Source organism: Anaeromassilibacillus senegalensis (genome assembly GCF_001261775.1).
Taxonomy (GTDB): domain Bacteria; phylum Bacillota; class Clostridia; order Oscillospirales; family Acutalibacteraceae; genus Anaeromassilibacillus; species Anaeromassilibacillus senegalensis.
In genome coordinates this window covers 252,936-273,525 of sequence record NZ_LN868538.1, presented here as the reverse complement: position 1 = coordinate 273,525, position 20,590 = coordinate 252,936, and the positions used below count along the sequence as shown (strand labels likewise).

Sequence of the window (20,590 nt, the reverse complement as noted above, 5' to 3'; positions counted from 1 at the left end):
CAGTGTATACTATTTGTGCGGACCGCTCCTGTGAGCGGCTGCGGCATGGAGGGGAAGCGGTGACTGTTTTGCGATGGACGCCGCTTCCTTTATTTTTCATCACTCTGCGTTTATCACCTCACTTTATACATACAATTAATTTAATAAAGTATAAATTCACTTTACAGTTAAATAATACATTTTTATACACGTGGTGTCAATAGAGGATTCATTTATAAATCAATTAATAAATTCATGTTTGATTTTTTACGCTATTTAATGTATAATTATTCTAAGAAGGTGATTGAATGGGAATGGCTGGAAAGATAGAACATTTATTAAGAGAAAGAAAGATAAAGAAAAAAGAACTCGCTGAGAAGTTAGGGACAACGGCGTCAAATCTCAGCGGAAAACTAAATAGAGATAATTTTTCGGAGAAGGAATTGCAGGAAATTGCGGAAGCCTGCAATGCAACTTTTGAAGGAAGCTTTATTTTAAACGATACGGGAAAGACTATATAAACGGGCTGCCGGTGTGCTGGGAACGAATCCCCGCCGCCGGCTGTTTTGTTTTATAGAAGTTTAAAGTTTATGGCAGTTTCAGGGATATTTACCTCCCTTTGACAATACAGTGAAGAGGGATGGAAAACATTACACTTTTGTAAAGAATCCCGTAAAACCGGGCTTTTTCGCGATTGAGCCCGCCTGGATTCGCCCCGGAGCGACCCGGTTCGCGGGGGAGAGTAGCTTTACAAAAAGGGCGGAAATCCGCCTTCTCCGTCCTCCTGCGCGGTTTGTGCAAAAATTTCGGTTATGGTAAGATAAATGCAATCACCGGAGAGGAGGTGTAACGATGGAACCCAGTTCCTATTTATGGCTCGCAGTGATTGTCATCGCTGCAATCGCAGAGGGGGTTACGACGCAGTTGGTTTCGATCTGGCTGGTGGTCGGCGGCATCGGCGCGCTGATCGCGGATATCTGCGGGGCGCCGTTCTGGCTGCAGTTTACCATCTTTGTGGTCGTGACCGCAGTCACGTTGGCAATCACCCGCCCGCTGGTAAAGAAGGCCATGCGCTTTCAAAAGGAAGATACCAACGCGGGGCGATGTATCGGCAAAGAGGGCGTCGTCCTCACGCAGATCAACAATATTCAATGTGCCGGTCAGGTGACCGTGCTCGGTAACGTCTGGACCGCACGTTCCGCGGACGGTTCCATTCTGCCGGAAGGGGAGAAAGTACGCATCAAAGCGATTGAGGGCGTAAAGCTGATTGTAGAACCGGCGCACGGCGCCGGCTGCATCGAAGAAAAATAAAGGAGGCTGTTTTTATGCCGTATGTGTTGTTAGTTCTGGTTCTTTTGATTATCATTGTTATTATTTCCAACATCAAAATCGTGCCGCAGGCGCACGCGTTCGTCATGGAGCGTTTGGGCGCGTACCATGTCACCTGGGAGACCGGCCTGCACGTCAAGGTGCCGTTTATGGACCGGATTTCTAAAAAGGTTTCCCTGAAGGAGCAGGTCATTGACTTTCCGCCCCAGCCAGTTATTACGAAGGATAACGTGACCATGCAGATCGATACCGTCGTATACTTCCAGATTACGGACGCAAAACTCTACGCCTACGGCGTGGAAAACCCGATCTCCGCGATTGAAAACCTGACGGCGACGACCCTGCGTAACATCATCGGCGACTTGGAGCTCGACCACACTCTAACTTCCCGCGACGTCATCAACACCAAAATTCGGTTGATTCTGGATGAGGCGACCGATGCATGGGGCATCAAAGTCAACCGTGTAGAACTGAAGAACATCCTGCCTCCGTCCGAAATTCAGGATTCCATGGAGAAGCAGATGAAGGCGGAGCGCGAGCGCCGCGCCAGAATTCTGGATGCGGAAGGCCAGAAGCGCAGCGCCGTTTTGATTGCAGAGGGCGAAAAGGAATCCGCCATCCTGCACGCGGACGCGCTCAAGGAGTCCAAGATTCGCGAGGCGCAGGGCGAGGCGGAGGCAATTCTCTCCGTGCAAAAGGCTCTGGCGGACAGTATCAAAATGCTGAACGAGGCGAACCCGGGCGAAGGCGTTATTGCCATCAAGAGCCTGGAGGCGTTCCAGAAGGCGGCGGACGGCAAGGCGACCAAGATTATCATCCCGTCCAACATCCAGTCTATGGCCGGTATGGCGACTTCTTTAAAGGAGCTTATCTCGGAGGATAAACTGGCGAAATAAGCCGCGTTTGAACCATCTTGCGGCAGAATATACAAAATACATGGGGATAAAGCAAGAACCTCTCCATATCTGGACGAAAAAGGAATTTTGCTGGAAATCGCTTGCTTTTAATGTCGAAATATCCTAAAATAAAGGAAGTGAATGCCATACCGGCGGTTGGCATCCGGAAAAAGCCGGAGGCAGAAAAACAACAGCGGAGGTATGCGCGATGAAGGGGTTTACCGTTCGGATTTGGTCTTTCTGCGCAATGGGCTTCGACTATCTTTCTTTATAAAATCAGGGCTGCGTCGTATTGCCGTCGCAGCCTGTTTTTTATTTCAAAAAGGAAGATTGCTGGAAAGAACCCCCTTCCTAAATTTATAAAGAAACAGGAGAGTGCACAGCTATGGCAGTAAAAAAGGTAGCAGTCATTATGGGCAGCGACAGCGATTTTCCCACCGTTTCCGCGGCGATCAAGCGCCTGAAAGCGTTTGAAATCCCGGTGGAAGTACATGTGATGTCCGCACACCGCACGCCCCACGCGGCGGCGGCTTTTGCGGGCGACGCAGTGAAAAACGGTTTTGGCGTGATCATCGCGGCGGCGGGTAAGGCGGCGCATCTGGGCGGCGTTCTGGCGGCGCACACCACACTTCCGGTCATCGGTATCCCGGTCAAGTCCTCCACGCTGGACGGCTTGGACGCGCTGCTCGCAACGGTGCAGATGCCCAGCGGCATCCCGGTGGCGACCGTCGCCATCGACGGCGCGGACAACGCGGCGATTCTTGCGGCCCAGATGCTGGCGCTCTCCGACGAAAGCCTTGCGGCGAAGCTCGTGGAGATGAAGCAGCAGATGGCGGACGGCGTCGCTAAAAAGGACGCGGCGATTCAGGAAAAGGTGGCAGAGCTTTAATTTAAAACTTGAAACCGGCTGGCCCGGGGAGGAGATAACAATGAACAGTTTTAGCGATCGGTACAAAGAGGCGGGCGTGGATGTGACCGCCGGATACAAAGCGGTGGAGTTGATGAAAAACCATGTCGCGCGCACCAAGATTCCGGGCGTGGTTTCCGGCATCGGCGGCTTCGGCGGATTGTTCCAGCCGGATCTGGGCGGCATGGAGGAACCGGTGCTCGTCAGCGGGACGGACGGCGTCGGCACCAAGCTCAAGCTTGCGTTTTTGATGGACAAGCACGATACGGTCGGCATCGACTGTGTGGCGATGTGCGCGAACGACGTGGTCTGCTGCGGCGCAAAGCCGCTCTTCTTTCTGGACTATGTGGCGGTTGGCAAGAATGTCCCGGAGAAGGTCGCGGAGATCGTCTCCGGTATCGCGGAGGGCTGCGTGCAGTCCGGCTGCGCGCTGATCGGCGGCGAGACGGCGGAAATGCCCGGCTTCTACCCGGTGGACGAATACGACCTCGCGGGTTTCTGTGTGGGCATGGTGGATCGCAAAAAGATCATCGACGGAAGTAAGCTGGCGGAGGGCGACGTACTGGTTGGCCTGGCCTCCTCCGGCGTGCATTCCAACGGTTTCTCTTTGGTGCGCAAGGTCTTTGACATCAACGAGAAAACGGTCAACCGCTATGTGGACGAGCTGGGTATGACACTGGGCGAGTGTTTGCTCACCCCGACAAAGCTCTACGTCAAGCCGATTCTGGCGCTGATGGAACAGTGTGAGATCAAAGCGGTTTCCCATATCACGGGCGGCGGCTTCTTTGAGAACATCCCGCGCATGCTGAAGGACGGCCTGACCGCGAAGATCAACACGGCGGCGATCCCGAAGCTCCCGATCTTCGACCTGTTGCAGAAGGAAGGGGATATTCCCACGCGCGAGATGTACAATACCTTTAATATGGGCGTTGGCATGTGCGTCGCCGTTGCGAAGGAGCAGGCGCAGGCGGCTGTGGAGACGCTGAAGGCCGCGGGCGCGGACGCGTTCATTATGGGCGAGGTGGTCTCCGGCGGGGAGGGCGTCGTTCTATGCTGAACATAGCCGTTCTGGTTTCCGGCGGCGGCACCAATTTACAGGCGCTGATCGACGCGCAGAACGCCGGACAGATCGAAAACGGCGCGCTGTCCTTGGTGATCTCCAGCAAGGCGGACGCGTATGCGCTGGAACGCGCCAAACAGGCGGGAATTTCCACCCGTGTGCTGCTGCGCCGGGCGTTTGCCGGGCAGGCGGATTACGACGCGGCGCTGCTGGCGCTGCTGGCGGAATACCAAATCGACCTGGTGGTGCTGGCCGGCTTTATGACCATCATCAGTGAAACGGTGATCCGTGAATATGAAAATAAAATCATCAACGTGCATCCCGCGCTGATCCCGTCCTTTTGCGGTCCGGGCTTCTACGGCCTGCACGTGCACGAAGCGGCTCTGAAAAAGGGCGTCAAGGTGAGCGGCGCGACCGTCCACTTTGTCAATGAGGTGTGCGACGGCGGACCGATCATCCTGCAAAAGGCGGTGGAGGTCTGTCAGGACGACACGCCGGAGACGTTGCAGCGGCGGATTATGGAACAGGCGGAATGGAAATTGCTGCCGGAGGCGGTCTCCCTGTTTTGTGCGGGAAAGATCGCTGTGGAAAACGGCAGAACCATCATAAAAGACTGATCGGAAACAGGGAAAGGGCGTAATGAAAATGGTGACAAAGAATCTTGCTGAGGAACTGGCTTCCAATTCCTATCCGGGGCGCGGCATTGTCCTGGGCAGAAGCGCGGACGGAAAACAGGCGGTCATCGCCTATTTCATCATGGGACGCAGCGAAAACAGCCGCAACCGTGTGTTTGTAGAGGATGGCGCGGGCATCAAAACCAAAGCGTTTGACGAAAGCAAAATGGTGGACCCGTCCCTCATTATCTATTCCCCGGTGCGTGTGCTGGGAAAAACCACGGTTGTGACCAACGGCGACCAGACGGACACCGTCTACGATTATTTGCAGCAGGGCAAGAGCTTTGAGGATGCGCTGCGCACGCGCACCTTTGAGCCGGACGGCCCGAACTTTACCCCGCGTATTTCCGGCGTGGTGGAGCTGGAAAACAACTGCTATAAGCTTTCCATCCTGAAGAGCGCCTGCGGGGACGAATCCTCCGCGCGCCGCTATTTCTTTGACTATGACGCGCCGCGCGCAGGCGAGGGACACTTTATCCACACCTATGAGGGAGACGGCAACCCGCTGCCGTCCTTTGAAGGGGAGCCGACCCAGGTCAAGCTGGAAGGCGGCATTGACGCGTTTACCGATCTGGTCTGGAACGCGCTGAACGCGGACAACAAGGTTTCCCTGTTTGTCCGGTATATCGATCTGGAAACCGGTGAAGCGGAAACCAGAATCGTCAACAAAAATCAGTAATGGGGGAGTTACCAATGGCAAACGAGCTTTTATTGAAATATGGATGCAACCCGAACCAGAAGCCGTCCCGCATCTTCATGCAGGACGGCGGAGACCTGCCGATTGAGGTGCTCAATGGCAAGCCCGGTTTTATCAATTTCCTCGACGCATTCAACAGCTGGCAGCTGGTCAAGGAGATGAAGGAGGCCACCGGATTGCCGTCCGCCGCTTCCTTTAAACACGTCAGCCCCGCCGGCGCGGCGGTCGGCCTGCCGTTGACGGAGACGGAACAGAAGATTTATTTTGTGGACGATCTGGAGCTATCTCCGATCGCCTGTGCCTATGCGCGCGCCCGCGGTGCGGACCGCATGTCTTCTTATGGCGACTGGGCGGCGCTCTCCGATATCTGCGATAAAGAGACGGCGACCCTGTTGGCCCGTGAGGTATCCGACGGGATCATCGCGCCCGGCTACACCGACGAGGCGCTGGAAATTTTGAAAACCAAGCGCAAGGGCAACTATAATGTGGTCAAGATCGATCCGTCATACAAGCCCGCGCCGATTGAGCACAAGGATGTCTACGGCGTGACCTTTGAGCAGGGCCGCAACGAATTCAAAATTGACAACAGCCTGCTGGAAAACATCGTGACGGACAATAAGGAGATGCCGGAGGATGCAAAGCGCGACCTGCTGATTTCTCTGATTACGCTGAAATACACGCAGTCCAACTCCGTCTGCTACGCCAAGGGCGGGCAGGTGATCGGCGTCGGCGCCGGCCAGCAGTCCCGCATCCATTGCACACGCCTGGCGGGCAACAAAGCGGACATCTGGTTCCTGCGCCAGCATCCGAAGGTGCTGGGTCTCAAGTTCAAAGAGGGGATCCGCAGACCGGACCGCGACAACACCATTGACGTCTATATCTCCGACGAGTATATGGATGTGCTGGCGGACGGCGCATGGGAAAACCTGTTTGCCGAAAAGCCGGAGCCGCTCACCAGCGAAGAGAAGCGCACCTGGCTGGATACGCTCACCGGCGTTTCCCTCGGCTCTGATGCGTTCTTCCCGTTTGGCGACAATATCGAGCGCGCGCATAAGACAGGCGTGCAGTATATTGCGGAGCCGGGCGGTTCCATCCGCGACGACCACGTGATCGCAACCTGCAACAAGTACGGCATCGCCATGGCATTCACCGGCATGCGCCTGTTCCACCATTGATCGGCGGGAGGGCATAAGAGTGAAAATACTGGTAATCGGCGGCGGCGGACGTGAGCATACCATTGTCCGCAAGCTGAAAGAAAGCCCCAAGGTGGAAAAGCTTTACTGTGCGCCGGGCAACGGCGGCATTGCGAAGGATGCGGAATGTGTTGCAATTTCCGCGATGGACCTGGATGGCGCGGTAGCCTTTGCAAAGGAACACCAGATCGATCTGGTGTTTGTCGCGCCGGACGACCCGCTTGCGGCTGGCATGGTGGACCGTTTGGAGGCTGCGGGCATTCCCGCTTTTGGCCCGAACGCGCTTGCGGCGGAAATTGAAAGCAGCAAGGTATTCTCCAAGGACCTGATGAAAAAATACAACATCCCCACCGCAGGCTATGAGGTGTTTGGTAACCCGCAGGATGCGGTGGCTTATATAGAAAAAAACAACCGGTTCCCCATTGTCGTTAAGGCGGACGGACTCGCGCTCGGCAAGGGCGTGATCATTGCCGCAGACTTGCAGGAGGCAAAGGACGCGGTCAAGAAGATCATGGAGGACAAGGCGTTCGGCGCGTCCGGCAACCAGGTGGTCATTGAGGAATTCCTCACCGGCCCGGAGGTTTCCGTGCTGGCGTTCACGGACGGCAAATGCGTTAAGCCGATGGTTTCCAGCAAGGACCACAAGCGTGCACTGGATGGAGACAAGGGCCTGAACACGGGCGGTATGGGAACCATCAGCCCAAACCCGTTCTACACCGATGCGCTGGCACAGACCTGCATGGATACGATTTTCCTGCCGACAATCCGTGCTTTGCAGCAGGAAGGCCGCCCCTTCAAGGGCTGCTTGTATTTTGGCCTGATGCTGACGCCGAACGGCCCTAAGGTGATCGAGTACAACGCCCGCTTTGGCGACCCGGAGGCGCAGGTCGTCCTGCCGCGCCTCAAGACCGACCTGGTGGACATCCTGCTGGCGGTCCGTGAAGAACGTCTGGATAAGCAGCCGATTGAGTGGAACGATGGCGCGGCGGCCTGTGTGGTGATGGCGTCCGGTGGCTATCCCGGTTCCTATCCGAAGGGGTTGGAAATTACCGGCCTGGACGAGAACGGCCAGGTGGACGGCGCGACGGTCTATCATGCGGGAACCAAACTGGAAAACGGCAAATTCTATACCAGCGGCGGCCGTGTGCTGGGTGTTACCGCGACCGGCGCGACGCTGGAAGAAGCACTGCAAAAGGCCTATGCGGCGGTGGAGAAGATCCACTTTGACGGTGCGCACTACCGCAGGGACATCGGCAAATACTGATAAGAATCAACGGGCCTGGATCACGTGCGGTTTGCACGAGAGACCAGCAGAATCAGAGAGACCCCCTCGCCTTGGCGAGGGGGTCTCTCTGATTCTGCTGGTTTTTATGCGTTTTGTCAATTGCAAAAAAGGCCTTTTCAATTGAGCATGGCGACAAATAAAGTCAGATATCCGGCAAATGTAACCCAGAGCAGATATGGGACTTGCAGCCAGGCGGCGGGCTTGCTGATTTTGGAGAACAGAATGATCATGGCCAAAATCAAGACCCAAAGCAAAATCAGCCAGACAAAAGCAAACCAATAGAGCTGCAGGTTAAAGAAGATAACCGACCAGAGGAAATTGACCGCCAATTGTACCGCGTAGACCCACAGGGCAGCTCTTTTATTTTTGGAGTCCGAAACGTAAATCAGATAGGATGAAATACCCATCAGCAAAAACAGAATCGTCCAAACGACGCCGAATACCCAGCCGGGCGGAGAAAGCGGCGGTTTGGTCAACCCCTCGTACAGCTCCATGCTGTGCATGGTAGCGAGCGCGGAGACACCGGCGACGCCCATACTGATCAACAGGCTGATAATCAGCGGTTTCCACTTGATTTTCATAGGATCCCCCCGTTTCTTTTCTATATCATATGGAGGAAAACCGCCCACCATACCACCAGGGAAAAACATCCAATATTTTGCGGTGCGTCATAAGAAGGAAACGGGACGCAAAAGAACCGGCGCGGTCTGCACCTCGCCGGTTTGGTTTTTTGATGTACAGCAGTGATGATCAAACCATCTGCAAAAACACGTTTGCTGCGAATAAGCAAAGAACGCTTCCAAAGAGGAGGTCCATGCGGCGGAAGCTCCAACGCGTCGTTTTTTTCTTAATCAGGTTGGAAAGAGCCGTGAGAATGCCCCACCAGATGTAGGTCCCAAGAAATACGCCGCACACCAACAGAATTCCCTGCAAAAGTCCTGCCGTGCCGGAAATGCCAAAATAAGAAAAGGCGAACAGAAAGGTGAGGACCGCCGTTGGATTGGTGATGCCAACGGCAAAAGAGGAAAAAAACATCTTTGCAAATCCGATTGCTTCGCCTTCGTGACGGTCTGCTTCATTTTTACGCAACAGCAGGCGGATTCCCATAAACAGAATGAAGCTGCCGCCAAGGACATTGATAACGGTTTGATGTTTCAGGAGAAAATCGGAAAGGAATGTCATTCCAAAAGCGCCCGCACAGGCGTAGACGCAGTCGGCAACAGAGGAGCCAAGCCCTGTCAGGAGCCCAGCTTTTATGTCACTGCGGAAGGTGCGCTGCACGGTTAACGTACCCACCGCACCTACGGGAAGTCCAAACAGCAGGCCGATCAAGATACCTCGCAGCAGATACTCTGTCATACGCGTCCTCCCAACTTTGTTTTGTCTGATTCGTGAAAGAGATTGCATGCTGGCAAGTGTCAAAAAAGCTGTGCTTATAAAAAACAGAAGAAGTTTTTACGGACAGCGCGTTGGAAAGATACTTGCCAGGGGGATACCGCCGATGTCAAGCGCAGCAGCACCGCTCTGTTACAATCACCTTGCCTTTTGCGTTGTCCCAATCCATGATGATTTCGCCTACAGTCGGAACGTAAATATGGCCGGAAAGCGGATTTTTAATGCTGACAATGGGTGCGGTGAGGGTTGCTTCCACCTCGGAACGTTCAAAACACAGATCGGCGTCCGCCATCTCGCAGTCGATCAACTTCAGGTTCCGGCAGTAGCACAGCGGCTGAGTGCCGATGATCTGGCAGTTTACAAAGGTGATATTTTCACTGTACCAGGCCAGGTATTCGCCTTTGACGACGCTGTTCTTGACGGTGATATTTTTTGCATGCCAGAAGGCGTCCTTTGTATCAAAAATGCAGCCATCGAATACCGCGTCCTGGATGTACTGAAAGGAGTATTTCCCCTTCATGCGCACGTTTTTAAAAGTCAGATGATCGGAGCGCATCATAAAATATTCGCTTTCGGCGGTGCAGTCCTCCATTGCAATGTCCCGCACCGACCAGCCAAATTCTGGGGAAACGATGTCACAGCCGTACAGTTTTACCTTGCTGCATTCTCGCAGCGCTTTAATACCGTGGAGTTTGCTGTTGTTGATCTCTACTCCGTCGGAATACCACAGCGCTGCCCGGCAAAGCGCGGTCAGTTCAGAGTTTTCAATTTTAAGGTCGGTATCGTGCCAGAACGGATAGCGCAGATTAAAGAAACAGTGGTCAACCTGCACCGCTCTGCCTTCTTTAAAAGCGCTTTCGCCGTCAGCGGGACCGTCAAATGTGCAATCCTTTACAAGCAGGCCGTCTGCGCCGTAAAGCGCTCTCTCTTCGTCAAAGGTTTTGTTGGTTATGGTTTTCATTGCGGGTACCCCTTTCCAATGGTTTTATGCCTGACCATTTTTGGATTTTTGTATTTGATAAATCAGGTAATCCAGGCAGTCGATGCAGGTTTGCTCACTGTGTATCTGGTCGAGAAGGGTTCGCCTGTGAGCCGCCAGCCGTTTCAGACCGTGTGCTTTTTTACCTGCCTGCCAATCAGCCATAAAGTTTGTAATCATTTCGGAATCGCATCCTGCATCCTTCAGATTTTGCAGGATGAATTTTTCGTTTTTGCTGGTCTCCATGTTGCGCCTCTTTTCAGTGTCAAAAATCAATCGCCATCGCTGATTTGGATGATTTTATTGTTCCAACCCTCCACTACAGGGTTATTTGCTACCGCGCTCCGGAATGTCTCCGTGTTATCGAAGTACCCCACCGGTGTATATTCGCCGGATAATTCCGCATTGCCGTAAAACAGGACAATCCGGTTCGGCTCGGAATAATAAACGGCTCCGGCGGCGGCTTCCGTGACGCTTTCGGGATTCGATGGAATCTCGTACCGGCTGGGAATGTCATAATACTGCATGACCTCCCAGTTGTCATAGTCCTCGTAGTGATAGATGGGCAGTCTCCAATCGGCGGTTCCCACGTGGCGTGCAATGGCGGTAGCCGTCTCGTTGTTGTACAGATGCATGACAAAGGGCTCCCCCTCGTCGCCAAAGCGGACGGTCAGTTCAGTGGCCGCCGGTTCTGCGTCGTCCGGCTCCACCTCAGAACTGCCGCCGGTATCTTCCTGGCTGCTTGCAGAGTTTGCAGGGAGGGAGGAGAGGTCCGTTGCATCGCTGCCGGAAGGAAGAGTCTGGCTGCATCCGGCCAGCGCCGCAGTAAACAGCACAAAAGTGAGCAGCAGGGAAACATGTTTTAATATCTTGTATTTCATAGTCGTTCCTTTCCTGTGCCGGTTTCCGGCACATCTCAGATGAAAACCGTGTTGATTTTCTGTTCCTATCATATGCCTGACAGCGATACATAGCAAATACTTATGTTAAATAGTTAGATATAGTAAATAAGTATATATAAATTACTCCGCCATCAACATGGTTAAGTCCTGCCTTTTGATCCTTCTAGAGGCGAACCAGCCAAAAAAGAAAAACAGCAGGGTGACGAGCAAGCCGGGGAACAAAATGGTGCCCATCTCGGGAGCGGATATAAAATTGCTGATCCCAGCCAGCTTCATTACCGCGGATACCAGGGGATCTGTAACAAGTGCGGCGAGAAGCGTGCCGACAGCAGCACCGGTCATTGCTGTCATCCCCAAGCGAAGCGCAAAGGTAAAACGCAGGCGGTTGGACGTAAATCCGACGGCCTTGTAGATGCCCAGATCCTTCTGCTCCGCGGCTAAAATTTTACTTCCGGTCATGGCGGGTTCTACCCAGGGAAAAAACCCAACCACACCCCTTTCTTTTTAACCACTTTATGTTTATAAAAGACAAGGAACCAGGCCAGGATTTTCGCCCCCGCGGAAAAAATTTTACTTCCGGTAATGGCGGTTACGACAAGAAAAAACAGCACACCCATACCATAAAGAAAGATCATAAGCATCCGCATGGCGGAGACAAGGCAAAAAAACCCGGGCCAGGTATTTTCATGTATATGGATGTCCCCGCCGTAGACCGTTTCCAGTGTCTCGATGATGGCCGGTTTCTGTGAGGGGTCGGAAAGAAAATAGTGCCAGCACCAAAGGTTTGGAGAATCCGAAGCGATCTTCAAGTATGCGTCCCGGCTCATGCCGATGTTCTGTCCCATGTCGTTGGCGCAGGAGTAGATGCCGGAAATCGTATATACATCGCTTCCCAAACCGGCTCCCACGATGAGGGAATCGCCTACGCCCACACCGAAATCCGCCGCTACAAATTCGGTGACGACGATTTCACTGTCGGCTGCGGAGGTACGGCTCTCTATAAGATGGAAACGCTCCGGCTGGTCAATCACATTGGCGGTAAAATCCACACCGTTTACCGTTACACTGGGCATAGCCAGCGCATATGTATCACGGATGCCGGAGTAGGATTGTATGGTCTGCTCGAATTCCTCACGGGTCAGTTCTCCAAAGGATTGGACGCCCAAGTCGTGGTCTGCGGGGTTGAATGCGTCCATCATCCCTTTGCCGTCTGCCCCCAGCCAGGCGTCCATCCGCCCAACCAAAGACGCAAAGAAGACCAACAGAACCGCTACCAGGCAGGCTCCAGCATACCGCCGCTTGGAAGTCAGAAGCTGGCGCAAAGCAAGGCTGGCGGACAGCCCTTTGCCATGGATGGAAGGCAGTCTTTTAATGGAAACCGGACGTCCCTCTGTTTCTCCCCGAATGGCCCGCATCGGGGTCGCGCGGCTGATCTTTCGCAGCTTATAAAGAAGAAAGCTGATAAGCAACAGGTACACAATGGCAAAGGCAGACAAGCACAAACCAAAGGGAAGCGAAGAAGGGATCAAAATACCGGTTGTTGTAAGCGTCATGGCGTTTACAAGTCCGGTCGCGGGAATGGCAGCGATCAGTCCCAAAAGCATCCCAGGCAAAATGACCGTCAGATATGTTGTCAGTTGGACGGTCCGCAGCTTTTGGCTGGTTAAGCCCACAGTTTTGAGAATGCCCATATTGACAAAATCCTGCTCGATACCGCTTTGCATATGATGCCCAAGCACCACCATGGCGGCCAAGAGCAGTACGGACGCAAAAGCCAGAAGAAATCCGCTGAAGGCGTTTTGCAGCACCAGCATGAAGCCGGCAATGGCTGTTTGACTGTGTACAAACTCGGTGTAACCGGGCAGGCTGGTTTGTTCGTTGATTTGCGCGCTCAGTTCTCCGATGGATTGGCCGGGGGGATCCGCAAAGATGTGGAGCATAGCTCCTTCCCTTGCCAGTGCGTCGATTCCCGCATTCTCCAGAAGGGTCAGGGCCTTGTTCCAGCCAGCCTCACCGATGAGAAATCCTTTCATGCCAATCATTGAGCTGCCCATAATGGGGTCTTCATACCAGCCCGCAATAGTGAGGGTAAGGGCTTTCCCTGCCCGTGCGATGGGGAAGGTGATATCGTCTCCGATCTGGGCGCCAAACATTGAAGCCAGAGAGGGGGATACATAAACCTCGCCGGGAGCAACTTTGTCCGGCTGCGCTCGGTATCCGAAGAGGTCGTCGGTAAAGAAACGGTAACGGTTTTCCTGCGGGACATAAAAGATCAGCTGTCCTTCGCTGTCTGATTCCTGTCCATGGATCGAGTAGTTTGTATAGAGGAGACGCTGATACGCGACCCGTTCCACCGCGTCCACGCCGGCGATCTCTTCCGCTAAGCCGTCCCAGTCGTCGGCGCCGGACACCCAGACTGTTAAATCGCCAAAACCGACTCTGCGCAGTTCGGATGTGAGATAGCTTCCGGAACGGGCCCAGACCGTCAGTACGGTGGCAAGGGACAGAGAAACGATGAAAATCAGAATGAAGATGCCGGCCAGACCGCCTTTGTGCCGGTTCAGATTTGCTTTCAGCAGTGCTTGCAGTTCCATATCATCCCCTCCTTACCACTCCAAAGAGGAAAGCCAGCCGCTTACTTTTGCTTCCCGGTCTTTAGCGAAAGCTGCGTCGTAGGAGGGCAGGGAAAGCTCGTCGAGGAGTTTGCCGTCCTCCAGGTAAAGCAGGCGGTTGCCCCGGATAGCCGCCCGCAAATCGTGCGTGACCATCAGGATACTCTGCCCATTTTCATTGAGGTTGGAAAGCAGGTCCAACACCTCTTCTGTATGGGAGCGGTTGAGCGCCCCGGTGGGCTCGTCAGCAAAAATGAGACCGGGTCTGTTGATCATAGCCCGCGCGATGGCCGCTCGCTGCGCTTCCCCGCCGGATACATGGGAGGGCAGCCGGTCTCTGGCGCTTTCCACGCCCATTTGCCGGAGCAGGTTTTGCGCTTTTTTTCGTATCTCTTTCGGTGTTCCGATTTTTCCCACATAACCCGCCATCGCCACATTTTCAAAAAGCGTCAGATTGCTCACCAGTTGCGTTTGCTGAAAGACAAAACCAAACACGGTAGCCCTGAGCCCGGCCATCTGGTTTTCAGAAAGGCCGGTCATTTCTGTTCCGCGGTAGGTCACCTTGCCGCCGGTAATCTGGTCCATTCCGCTGAGGGCATAGAGCAAAGTGGATTTTCCCGCCCCGGACGCGCCCATAATGATAGTGAAATCGTCTTCATAAATATCCACGTTTATGGATTGAAGAATGGTTGTATGGCTGCCGTTTCCCGTAAAGGTTTTGCAAATATTCCGGCCTTCGATCAAAGTTTGTTTCATCCGGCCCGCCTCGCTTCTTCCCGATATGGTTGGAGAACCAGCCGCTTTTTCCCTGTGTGGGGGTCCGGGAAAATTTGTTCTACAAAATGAACCGTAAACTCGACGTAAGAAAGCCCCTTTTCTTTTAAAATCTGATCCATCTGCCGATCTATTTTCTCCCGGATCATCGCTTCCAACGCCGATTGAGAGATTTCGGCCCGCATCTCAAAGGCGTTATTCCCGGTTTGGAGGAACTGATAATCCAGCAGGCCTTCCACGCAGAAGTCTTCAATCGCCAGAGGATGCAGGAATTCGCGGTTGCCCTCTTCGTCTTCAAACCAGAAGATATCCTCACTTCTTCCAAGGAGGCCGACGGCCTTTGAGAACGGGCAGCGGCTGTGCTCGTCCGGCGCTTCTATTGTCAGCCGGTCAGCCAGCCGGTAGCGGATCAGCGGTTGACTGAAGTTGTAGAGGCAGGTGAGATACATCACACCGTTTTCCACTTCAATCACATTCATATCGTCAAACAGCAGAACTCCCTCCGTTGGATCGGCCTCGACGCCTAACGCCAGAGACTCGCTGGCTCCATAAAAATTGATCACCTGTGTGTGGAAGGTATTCTCCAGATAGCGCCGCAGGCTCGCGCCCAAAGGCTCCCCACAGGAAACGACTCGCAGGATTTTTAAGGCGACATCGCCGTTTTCCGCAAGTTCCGCAAGAATTTTGATCGCGGAAGGATATCCGATGATGATATTGGGGCGGAACTCCTGAACCTGGCGTACCCATTCAGAAAGCGGCGTTTGAATATCCAGATAAAGCTGGCTGACCCCACGCCGTCGATGCCGTCGCCGACTGCCATGGCCCCGCCGTAACGTCCGTCAGTGGCGGCGATATAGAGAATACGTGGCTTCCCTGCCAGAAGCTTTAAAATCTGCGGCATGGACATTCCCCATAGAGCCCCGCGGAGGATGCCCAGAAGCATGCTGCTCCAGGCTTTTTCGTCGTAGACAAAGTATCCCGGTTTGCCGGTGCTGCCGGAGGAATGTACCACATGGTATTCACCCAGGAAGGGCTTGCGGCCGATGGTTTCCTGTTCGTCAAACCGGCGCAGCTCCTCCTGCCGAAGGCCTGGCATGGTAACCAGTTCGTCGAAATGCTTGAGCAAAGCGGATTTATCCATTGTGGGAAAGTGAGAAAGCGGGGTAGTGTCAAGATTTTTCGCCGTAATACCGGCCTTTTCAAAAGTCTTACGGTAATAGTCTGAATACGCATAGGCATGGCGGAGCATTTTACGGAGCTTGACCTGCTGAAACGCATGCATTTGGTGGAGCGTCATCTTCTCGTTTCGTTTGAGCTGCCAGAGGTTCCATAAGGTTCTTGGGATGTTCATGCCGGTTCACCTCCTTTGATTGTCAGCACATAGCCGGTTTCATAGTTTTCCCGGTGGTAGTACCGGGCTTCTCCGGTGGTAAGATTCATCACAATGCTCCATTCGGTGGATGCAAATTCATCAAAGTTGTCCTTGCTCACGCTGTCCAGTGCATCCCGCATATCTGTCATGCGCATGTGTTCAGATTGGGAAAAGCGTTCCATCAGGAGGTCGTAGCGCTCGTGGGATTGACGCGTACCAACGCCGTATTTTTCTCCATCAGACAGATAAAAGTTGGTGACCGCCGGTGTTTCCGTCACGACCATTTCGTTGTTCACATACTCTACAACCACACTGTTGCCGCTCCGGTCCGCCAGGGCGAAGTGGACCATGTAGCCCATGGAAGCATGCATATCGTATTGCTGCAGTAGCATTAAAGCCTCATCCACGTCCGCGGCGTTGTCCAGCAGCAGACGGACCGCCGTTGTAGTGGTGATGTCCGGTTGATCCGTGTCCTGATCGATGGTGTCACTGTCCTGGATCATATTTACCGAAACTGCCAGCCCTGCCTCGTTCATGCCATCCAACGGGGCATACAGCGCTGCGAGTGTTTTTACCTGATCCAGTGCAAGCGCTGCTCCCACAGTACCGCTTTCCGCTCCCTGGGCCACAAAATCGGTATTGACAGTAGAAATAGAGGCATAGCCATCGTCGGGATAAGAGGCTACCACCAGGGCATTGCAGGTGTCCCAGTCAAAATTCCGGCCAAAGAGGGCGTCGCCTTCCGGACTTGTCGCGGCCAAGGTGCTGCAGCCGAACAGATTGCCTAAAATCCCTTCGATGTTGAAGTTGTCAAGCAGGTTTGCAGCCAGATACTCGACGACATCGCGATCCGACGATGCGCCCCCTTGTGCCAGAAAATCAGAGAAACCGTAGTCTCCCTCGAACCTTACGACATCCAGGCCGTCTTCCAAGGCGGTGATTTTGTCTGTGGGGATGATTTTCGTCCCGTTATCCGGTTCCGACCCGCTGCTTGTCATGCCGCTGCTGTCTTTGTTTATGGGCGGGTTCGCCTGTTGGCTGCATCCGGAAGTCAGCAGAGAGAAAGCCATGAGAATACAGGCAACGATTCGCTTTGCGTTTTTCATTCGGGATGTTCTCCTTTGTTTTGCGATTTAATCTGTGCCTTCATCTTAGCATTGAAATTATGGGATAGCAAATACTTATGTTGGATACATATCTATGCTAAAAAACTATATCAAAACAAAAAGGAAAGCACCAGATGAAAATGCGGACACCGCGATGCTGTTTGGGAAGAGAGCTGAAAAATACAAGAAGCTCCATGTGGATTCTTTTTCACCACATGGAGCTTTTCTCTTATGGGTCACGAATGCTTCTTTTTGGCTTACAACCTTTTGCCGTTCTATATCTCTTTATGGCTGGCGATGCAGCCGGTATTCGTTCGGTGTATAGCCGGTTTCGGTTTTAAATAACTTGGAAAAATACGAAAAGTTTGAATAGCCGACACGAGAGGCAATTTCTCCAATGCTGTATTCCGTCTGCCGCAGCAGCCGTTTGGCTTCCTGTAGCCGCGCGCCGACCAGATAGTCGTTGATGGAAGTCCCCGTTTCTTTTTTAAACAGGCGCCCCAGATAGTCGGGATTAAGGAAAACCTCGCCCGCGAGTCCTTCGCGCGTCAGCGGTTCGCCGAGGCGCTGCGAAATGCTGCGCTTGACCCGATCGACCACGGAGTCGGACGGTGGGCTCTTTTTTTGCGGTTCCGTATGCGGGTGCCCTTCCTTGGCGAGCATTTGCACAGCGGTATACAGGGCGTGGACCGGACAAGGGCCTGCCTGAGAGTACCGGACCTCTGCGTGCAGATGTGCCCGGCAGGCGGCAGCAAACCGCCTGCATCGGGAGGTGATTTCCGCAGGACTGCATACGGGCAAAAGCACCGCGAAGCTGGATTCGTCCATGGAGACAATCGGAATCTGTGGAAAGCCCTCCAAGAGGAGTTCGGCGGCGATGTTTTTGAAGGCATAGGCAAACAGGTTCCGTTCCACAATGGCGGAACCGGCGGCTTTTGCATGCAGCAGCACAGGGGTGTAGAGCGCATCCGCATCGAATTCGGCGGCGCGCAGACGGGCGTCCTTTTCAATGAAGCGGTAGTCGATCCCCTGGTAAGCGCCCGACAAAATATCGTACCAGAAGCGTTCCGCAACCAGGTTCTTGTTGCTTTCCCAATATTGCCGGCCCTGCTGCTGTTCCCGCTCCTCCTGCTGCCGTGCAATCTGTGCGGCGGCTTTTTGCAGCGCGCGGCCCAATTCCGCAAAGTCCACCGGCTTTAACAGGTAATCGGAAACGCCGTTCCGGATGGCCTGTGCCGCGTAAGAGAAATCTGCATGACAGGTCAAAAGGATACAGACGATCTCCGGAAAATCGGTTTGCAGCCAGGCCACCAGTTCCAGTCCGCTTTCGCCGGGCATCTCGATGTCGCACAGCAGAATGTCAATGCATTCCTCCTGCAAAATCTGCTTGGCCTGTTTGCTGCTGTTTGCAACAAAGACGCTGCCGACGCCCCAATTTTTCCAATCAAATGCCTGCCGGAGCGCGTTTGCCGCAATTACCTCGTCATCCACCAAAAGAAGCTTCATGGCCGGGGCCTCCTTCCTTCCGGACAAGAGGCAGCCGCAGGTGCACGGCAGCCCCGCCGGATGCCAAGTTCTCAAAATGCAGAACGGCCTGCTGTCCATAGATCAGTTTCAGCCGCTGCTTAATGTTATAAATACCGATATGCGCTTCCTGGTCCTCGTCGGGAAGCTCCGCGAGGTTCAGTTCCGGCAGCAGAGCTTCCGGATAGCCGGAGCCGTTGTCAGAAATCCAAATATCCAGCGCTTCTCCGTGTCCTTTAATAGAGATGTGAATTTGTGTTTCTTTCTCGTTGGAATACGCGTGCTTTACAATGTTTTCTACAAAGGTGTGCAGAACCAGGGTGGGGATACAGGCGCTGTACAGGGCGGGTTCTATCTCCACGGAGGGACGGAATTTGGCATCAAATCGCAACTCCTGGATGCGAAGGTAATTTTGCACATGGACCAGCTCTTCCTGTATGGTCACCAGTGTGTCCGGGCTTTTAAACATGTAGCGGAAATGCTTCATTAAGCAGGTGGTCATTTCCAGAATCAGGCGATTATCCTTGACCAGCGCAAGGCTGTAAATGACGTTGAGGGAATTCAGAAAGAAGTGCGGTTTGATCTGTAGGTTTAAATACTGCAATTGTGCCCGATTCCTCTTTAGTTGCTCCTCGTATACATCGATTTTTAAGGTGTGGATTTCCCGCGTCATCTCGTTGAAGGCGTCCGTCACAGCGGCCAGTTCGGTGGTTCGGGGCATATCGGGAAGACTTACGTCAAAATTGCCGTTGCGCACTGCGTGCATACCGTCTGTGACGCGGCGCAGCGGAACAAAAATTTTCTTCCAGAGCAAAATCATTAAAATGGGGATACCGGCGATGGAGACGACGGAAAGCAGGACCAACAGGATGTTGGACAGATCCAGGCCCTCCAGCAGGGTCCGGTCCGGAATCAAAAACAGGAGATGAAACGAGCCGGTTGCGGAGGCGACGTCCGCGATCAGATAGTCCGACCGGGAAAAAAGATGCGCATCGGGCTGCAATTCATTTGAAAGGACGATGTCCTTTTCCTTCAGAAGCATCTGGTCGGTCATTGGCTGCCGGTTGGCAGTGGAAAGCAAGACCAGGCCGCCGGTGTTTTCCACCACCTTTTTGGTGGGGGTCGCCAGATTGTCCGCACAGATCCAGGAACCGGCATAGACGCCATTCAGCTTGGTGATGCGCAGGAGATAAAACTGCCCGCCGATCTCCTGCGGAAACCAGCCCGTTTCCCATTGATCCGCAAAGGCGGCATCCGTCAGGTGTTCCAGCAGGAATTTACGGATGGCGTTCCGTTCTGTTATGGTTTCGTTTTTCAGGCTGGCGGCGATATAATCCCGCGTGGTGTGGTAGTAGAAAAACAGCCCGTCCGTGTTTTGATACGCACGCAGGTATTTAGAAAACGCGTTTTGTACGGCAGTCAGCGCATTCAGCCGCGCCAGACTGTCCCGCGGCGCGGATATTTTGGAATAGGTGGAGGTGTCCAGAAGAAAGGAGGAAAGAAAGGAAGATGTATTTTCCAGATCCCGGTCGATCGATTCCATCCGAAGCGCCAGTGTGTTCCGGTTGGCTTGAAACGCCTGGTCCCGCACGACGCGGACCGCGTGCAGGCTGCTGGCCAGCGCGATCAGGACCACTGGCACCACGCACAGAAGAAAAATAGCGGTGATCTGACTTCGCATGGTGCGAAATATCCGTTTACGGCCTGTCACGTTTTGTCTCCCTCTTTCATCTAAAATTGCATTTGCATCTTTGTTTATTTTAGACTATTATGATAAAAAAGTCAAAAGCATAAGGGAATAAAGCTTTTTTCAATAAACTAAGTAATCCGAATACGAAAGTCGGAATAGCAACAATCCAGGTCGGGATAGAGGCAGAAAACACAGGGGAAAAGCGGTATGATAAAC

At 53.5% G+C, this 20,590-nt stretch carries 21 protein-coding genes; 9 read left to right on the top strand and 12 right to left on the bottom strand.

The features are described from left to right. Window positions 1-287 precede the first annotated feature (287 nt). The 9 genes from BN2106_RS11615 to purD all read left to right on the top strand — a co-directional run bounded on the left by BN2106_RS11615 (window position 288) and on the right by purD (window position 7,999). Window positions 288-500, top strand: a complete 213-nt coding sequence (locus BN2106_RS11615; RefSeq protein ID WP_050698754.1) for a helix-turn-helix domain-containing protein — start codon at window positions 288-290, stop codon at window positions 498-500. Between the two features lie 331 nt (window positions 501-831). After that, window positions 832-1,290, top strand: a complete 459-nt coding sequence (locus BN2106_RS11610; protein WP_050698753.1) for an NfeD family protein — start codon at window positions 832-834, stop codon at window positions 1,288-1,290. 14 nt (window positions 1,291-1,304) lie between these two features. Further along, window positions 1,305-2,204, top strand: a complete 900-nt coding sequence (locus tag BN2106_RS11605) for an SPFH domain-containing protein (RefSeq protein ID WP_050698752.1) — start codon at window positions 1,305-1,307, stop codon at window positions 2,202-2,204. 385 nt (window positions 2,205-2,589) lie between these two features. Then, window positions 2,590-3,093 (top strand): 5-(carboxyamino)imidazole ribonucleotide mutase, encoded by a 504-nt coding sequence (gene purE / locus BN2106_RS11600; RefSeq protein WP_050698751.1) that lies wholly within the window; start codon window positions 2,590-2,592, stop codon window positions 3,091-3,093. A gap of 40 nt (window positions 3,094-3,133) precedes the next feature. Continuing rightward, a complete protein-coding gene (purM, locus tag BN2106_RS11595; RefSeq protein WP_050698750.1) occupies window positions 3,134-4,168 on the top strand; it encodes a phosphoribosylformylglycinamidine cyclo-ligase in 1,035 nt (344 codons plus the stop codon). Beyond that, on the top strand, window positions 4,162-4,788 hold the full coding sequence (gene purN, locus BN2106_RS11590) for a phosphoribosylglycinamide formyltransferase (protein WP_050698749.1): 627 nt from the start codon (window positions 4,162-4,164) through the stop codon (window positions 4,786-4,788). The genes purM and purN overlap by 7 nt, the downstream gene beginning before the upstream one ends. Window positions 4,789-4,816: 28 nt before the next feature. Further along, on the top strand, window positions 4,817-5,524 hold the full coding sequence (locus BN2106_RS11585) for an IMP cyclohydrolase (protein ID WP_050699450.1): 708 nt from the start codon (window positions 4,817-4,819) through the stop codon (window positions 5,522-5,524). Window positions 5,525-5,538: 14 nt separating this feature from the next. Then, entirely contained in the window at window positions 5,539-6,717 is a 1,179-nt protein-coding gene (locus BN2106_RS11580; protein ID WP_050698748.1) for a phosphoribosylaminoimidazolecarboxamide formyltransferase, read from the top strand. A 19-nt stretch (window positions 6,718-6,736) separates the two neighbouring features. Further along, on the top strand, window positions 6,737-7,999 hold the full coding sequence (gene purD, locus BN2106_RS11575; protein ID WP_050698747.1) for a phosphoribosylamine--glycine ligase: 1,263 nt from the start codon (window positions 6,737-6,739) through the stop codon (window positions 7,997-7,999). 137 nt (window positions 8,000-8,136) lie between these two features. Here the strand turns inward: purD and BN2106_RS11570 are convergent, their stop codons facing one another. The 12 genes from BN2106_RS11570 to BN2106_RS11515 all read right to left on the bottom strand — a co-directional run bounded on the left by BN2106_RS11570 (window position 8,137) and on the right by BN2106_RS11515 (window position 20,365). Beyond that, the gene (locus tag BN2106_RS11570) at window positions 8,137-8,601 is read right to left on the bottom strand and encodes a TspO/MBR family protein (protein ID WP_050698746.1); all 465 of its coding nucleotides are present in this window, start codon (window positions 8,599-8,601) and stop codon (window positions 8,137-8,139) included. Window positions 8,602-8,770: 169 nt separating this feature from the next. Beyond that, window positions 8,771-9,379: a LysE family translocator gene (locus BN2106_RS11565; RefSeq protein ID WP_050698745.1), complete on the bottom strand. Its 609-nt coding sequence runs from the start codon at window positions 9,377-9,379 to the stop codon at window positions 8,771-8,773. A gap of 145 nt (window positions 9,380-9,524) precedes the next feature. Then, window positions 9,525-10,376 carry a DUF3737 family protein gene (locus BN2106_RS11560; RefSeq protein ID WP_050698744.1) on the bottom strand — a complete coding sequence of 284 codons (852 nt, stop codon included), beginning with the start codon at window positions 10,374-10,376 and terminating at the stop codon, window positions 9,525-9,527. 24 nt (window positions 10,377-10,400) lie between these two features. Then, window positions 10,401-10,640 (bottom strand): hypothetical protein, encoded by a 240-nt coding sequence (locus BN2106_RS11555; protein ID WP_050698743.1) that lies wholly within the window; start codon window positions 10,638-10,640, stop codon window positions 10,401-10,403. A gap of 26 nt (window positions 10,641-10,666) precedes the next feature. Continuing rightward, complete coding sequence (locus BN2106_RS11550) at window positions 10,667-11,275, bottom strand: cyclophilin-like fold protein (protein WP_195891838.1); 609 nt, start codon at window positions 11,273-11,275, stop codon at window positions 10,667-10,669. A gap of 141 nt (window positions 11,276-11,416) precedes the next feature. Beyond that, a complete protein-coding gene (locus BN2106_RS11545; protein WP_050698742.1) occupies window positions 11,417-11,755 on the bottom strand; it encodes an FtsX-like permease family protein in 339 nt (112 codons plus the stop codon). 8 nt (window positions 11,756-11,763) lie between these two features. Continuing rightward, on the bottom strand, window positions 11,764-13,890 hold the full coding sequence (locus BN2106_RS11540) for an ABC transporter permease (protein ID WP_050698741.1): 2,127 nt from the start codon (window positions 13,888-13,890) through the stop codon (window positions 11,764-11,766). Between the two features lie 12 nt (window positions 13,891-13,902). Then, the gene (locus BN2106_RS11535; RefSeq protein WP_050698740.1) at window positions 13,903-14,664 is read right to left on the bottom strand and encodes an ABC transporter ATP-binding protein; all 762 of its coding nucleotides are present in this window, start codon (window positions 14,662-14,664) and stop codon (window positions 13,903-13,905) included. Beyond that, complete coding sequence (locus BN2106_RS16805) at window positions 14,661-15,449, bottom strand: AMP-binding protein (protein WP_242846346.1); 789 nt, start codon at window positions 15,447-15,449, stop codon at window positions 14,661-14,663. Before BN2106_RS16805 ends, BN2106_RS11535 begins: the two co-directional genes overlap by 4 nt. A gap of 580 nt (window positions 15,450-16,029) precedes the next feature. Further along, the gene (locus BN2106_RS11525) at window positions 16,030-17,160 is read right to left on the bottom strand and encodes a linear amide C-N hydrolase (RefSeq protein WP_050698739.1); all 1,131 of its coding nucleotides are present in this window, start codon (window positions 17,158-17,160) and stop codon (window positions 16,030-16,032) included. Between the two features lie 285 nt (window positions 17,161-17,445). Next, entirely contained in the window at window positions 17,446-18,666 is a 1,221-nt protein-coding gene (locus BN2106_RS11520) for a response regulator (RefSeq protein WP_050698738.1), read from the bottom strand. Next, complete coding sequence (locus BN2106_RS11515; protein WP_050698737.1) at window positions 18,644-20,365, bottom strand: sensor histidine kinase; 1,722 nt, start codon at window positions 20,363-20,365, stop codon at window positions 18,644-18,646. Before BN2106_RS11515 ends, BN2106_RS11520 begins: the two co-directional genes overlap by 23 nt. Window positions 20,366-20,590: the final 225 nt, after the last annotated feature.

Excerpts from the sequence above, each read along its gene's own strand:
- BN2106_RS11615 (WP_050698754.1), top strand. The coding sequence starts at position 288 with ATGGGAATGGCTGGAAAGATAGAACATTTATTAAGAGAAAGAAAGATA.
- BN2106_RS11610 (WP_050698753.1), top strand. The coding sequence starts at position 832 with ATGGAACCCAGTTCCTATTTATGGCTCGCAGTGATTGTCATCGCTGCA.
- BN2106_RS11605 (WP_050698752.1), top strand. The coding sequence starts at position 1,305 with ATGCCGTATGTGTTGTTAGTTCTGGTTCTTTTGATTATCATTGTTATT.
- purE (WP_050698751.1), top strand. The coding sequence starts at position 2,590 with ATGGCAGTAAAAAAGGTAGCAGTCATTATGGGCAGCGACAGCGATTTT.
- purM (WP_050698750.1), top strand. The coding sequence starts at position 3,134 with ATGAACAGTTTTAGCGATCGGTACAAAGAGGCGGGCGTGGATGTGACC.
- purN (WP_050698749.1), top strand. The coding sequence starts at position 4,162 with ATGCTGAACATAGCCGTTCTGGTTTCCGGCGGCGGCACCAATTTACAG.
- BN2106_RS11585 (WP_050699450.1), top strand. The coding sequence starts at position 4,817 with ATGGTGACAAAGAATCTTGCTGAGGAACTGGCTTCCAATTCCTATCCG.
- BN2106_RS11580 (WP_050698748.1), top strand. The coding sequence starts at position 5,539 with ATGGCAAACGAGCTTTTATTGAAATATGGATGCAACCCGAACCAGAAG.
- BN2106_RS11570 (WP_050698746.1), bottom strand. The coding sequence starts at position 8,601 with ATGAAAATCAAGTGGAAACCGCTGATTATCAGCCTGTTGATCAGTATG.
- BN2106_RS11565 (WP_050698745.1), bottom strand. The coding sequence starts at position 9,379 with ATGACAGAGTATCTGCTGCGAGGTATCTTGATCGGCCTGCTGTTTGGA.
- BN2106_RS11560 (WP_050698744.1), bottom strand. The coding sequence starts at position 10,376 with ATGAAAACCATAACCAACAAAACCTTTGACGAAGAGAGAGCGCTTTAC.
- BN2106_RS11555 (WP_050698743.1), bottom strand. The coding sequence starts at position 10,640 with ATGGAGACCAGCAAAAACGAAAAATTCATCCTGCAAAATCTGAAGGAT.
- BN2106_RS11550 (WP_195891838.1), bottom strand. The coding sequence starts at position 11,275 with ATGAAATACAAGATATTAAAACATGTTTCCCTGCTGCTCACTTTTGTG.
- BN2106_RS11545 (WP_050698742.1), bottom strand. The coding sequence starts at position 11,755 with ATGACCGGAAGTAAAATTTTAGCCGCGGAGCAGAAGGATCTGGGCATC.
- BN2106_RS11540 (WP_050698741.1), bottom strand. The coding sequence starts at position 13,890 with ATGGAACTGCAAGCACTGCTGAAAGCAAATCTGAACCGGCACAAAGGC.
- BN2106_RS11535 (WP_050698740.1), bottom strand. The coding sequence starts at position 14,664 with ATGAAACAAACTTTGATCGAAGGCCGGAATATTTGCAAAACCTTTACG.
- BN2106_RS11525 (WP_050698739.1), bottom strand. The coding sequence starts at position 17,160 with ATGAAAAACGCAAAGCGAATCGTTGCCTGTATTCTCATGGCTTTCTCT.
- BN2106_RS11520 (WP_050698738.1), bottom strand. The coding sequence starts at position 18,666 with ATGAAGCTTCTTTTGGTGGATGACGAGGTAATTGCGGCAAACGCGCTC.
- BN2106_RS11515 (WP_050698737.1), bottom strand. The coding sequence starts at position 20,365 with ATGCGAAGTCAGATCACCGCTATTTTTCTTCTGTGCGTGGTGCCAGTG.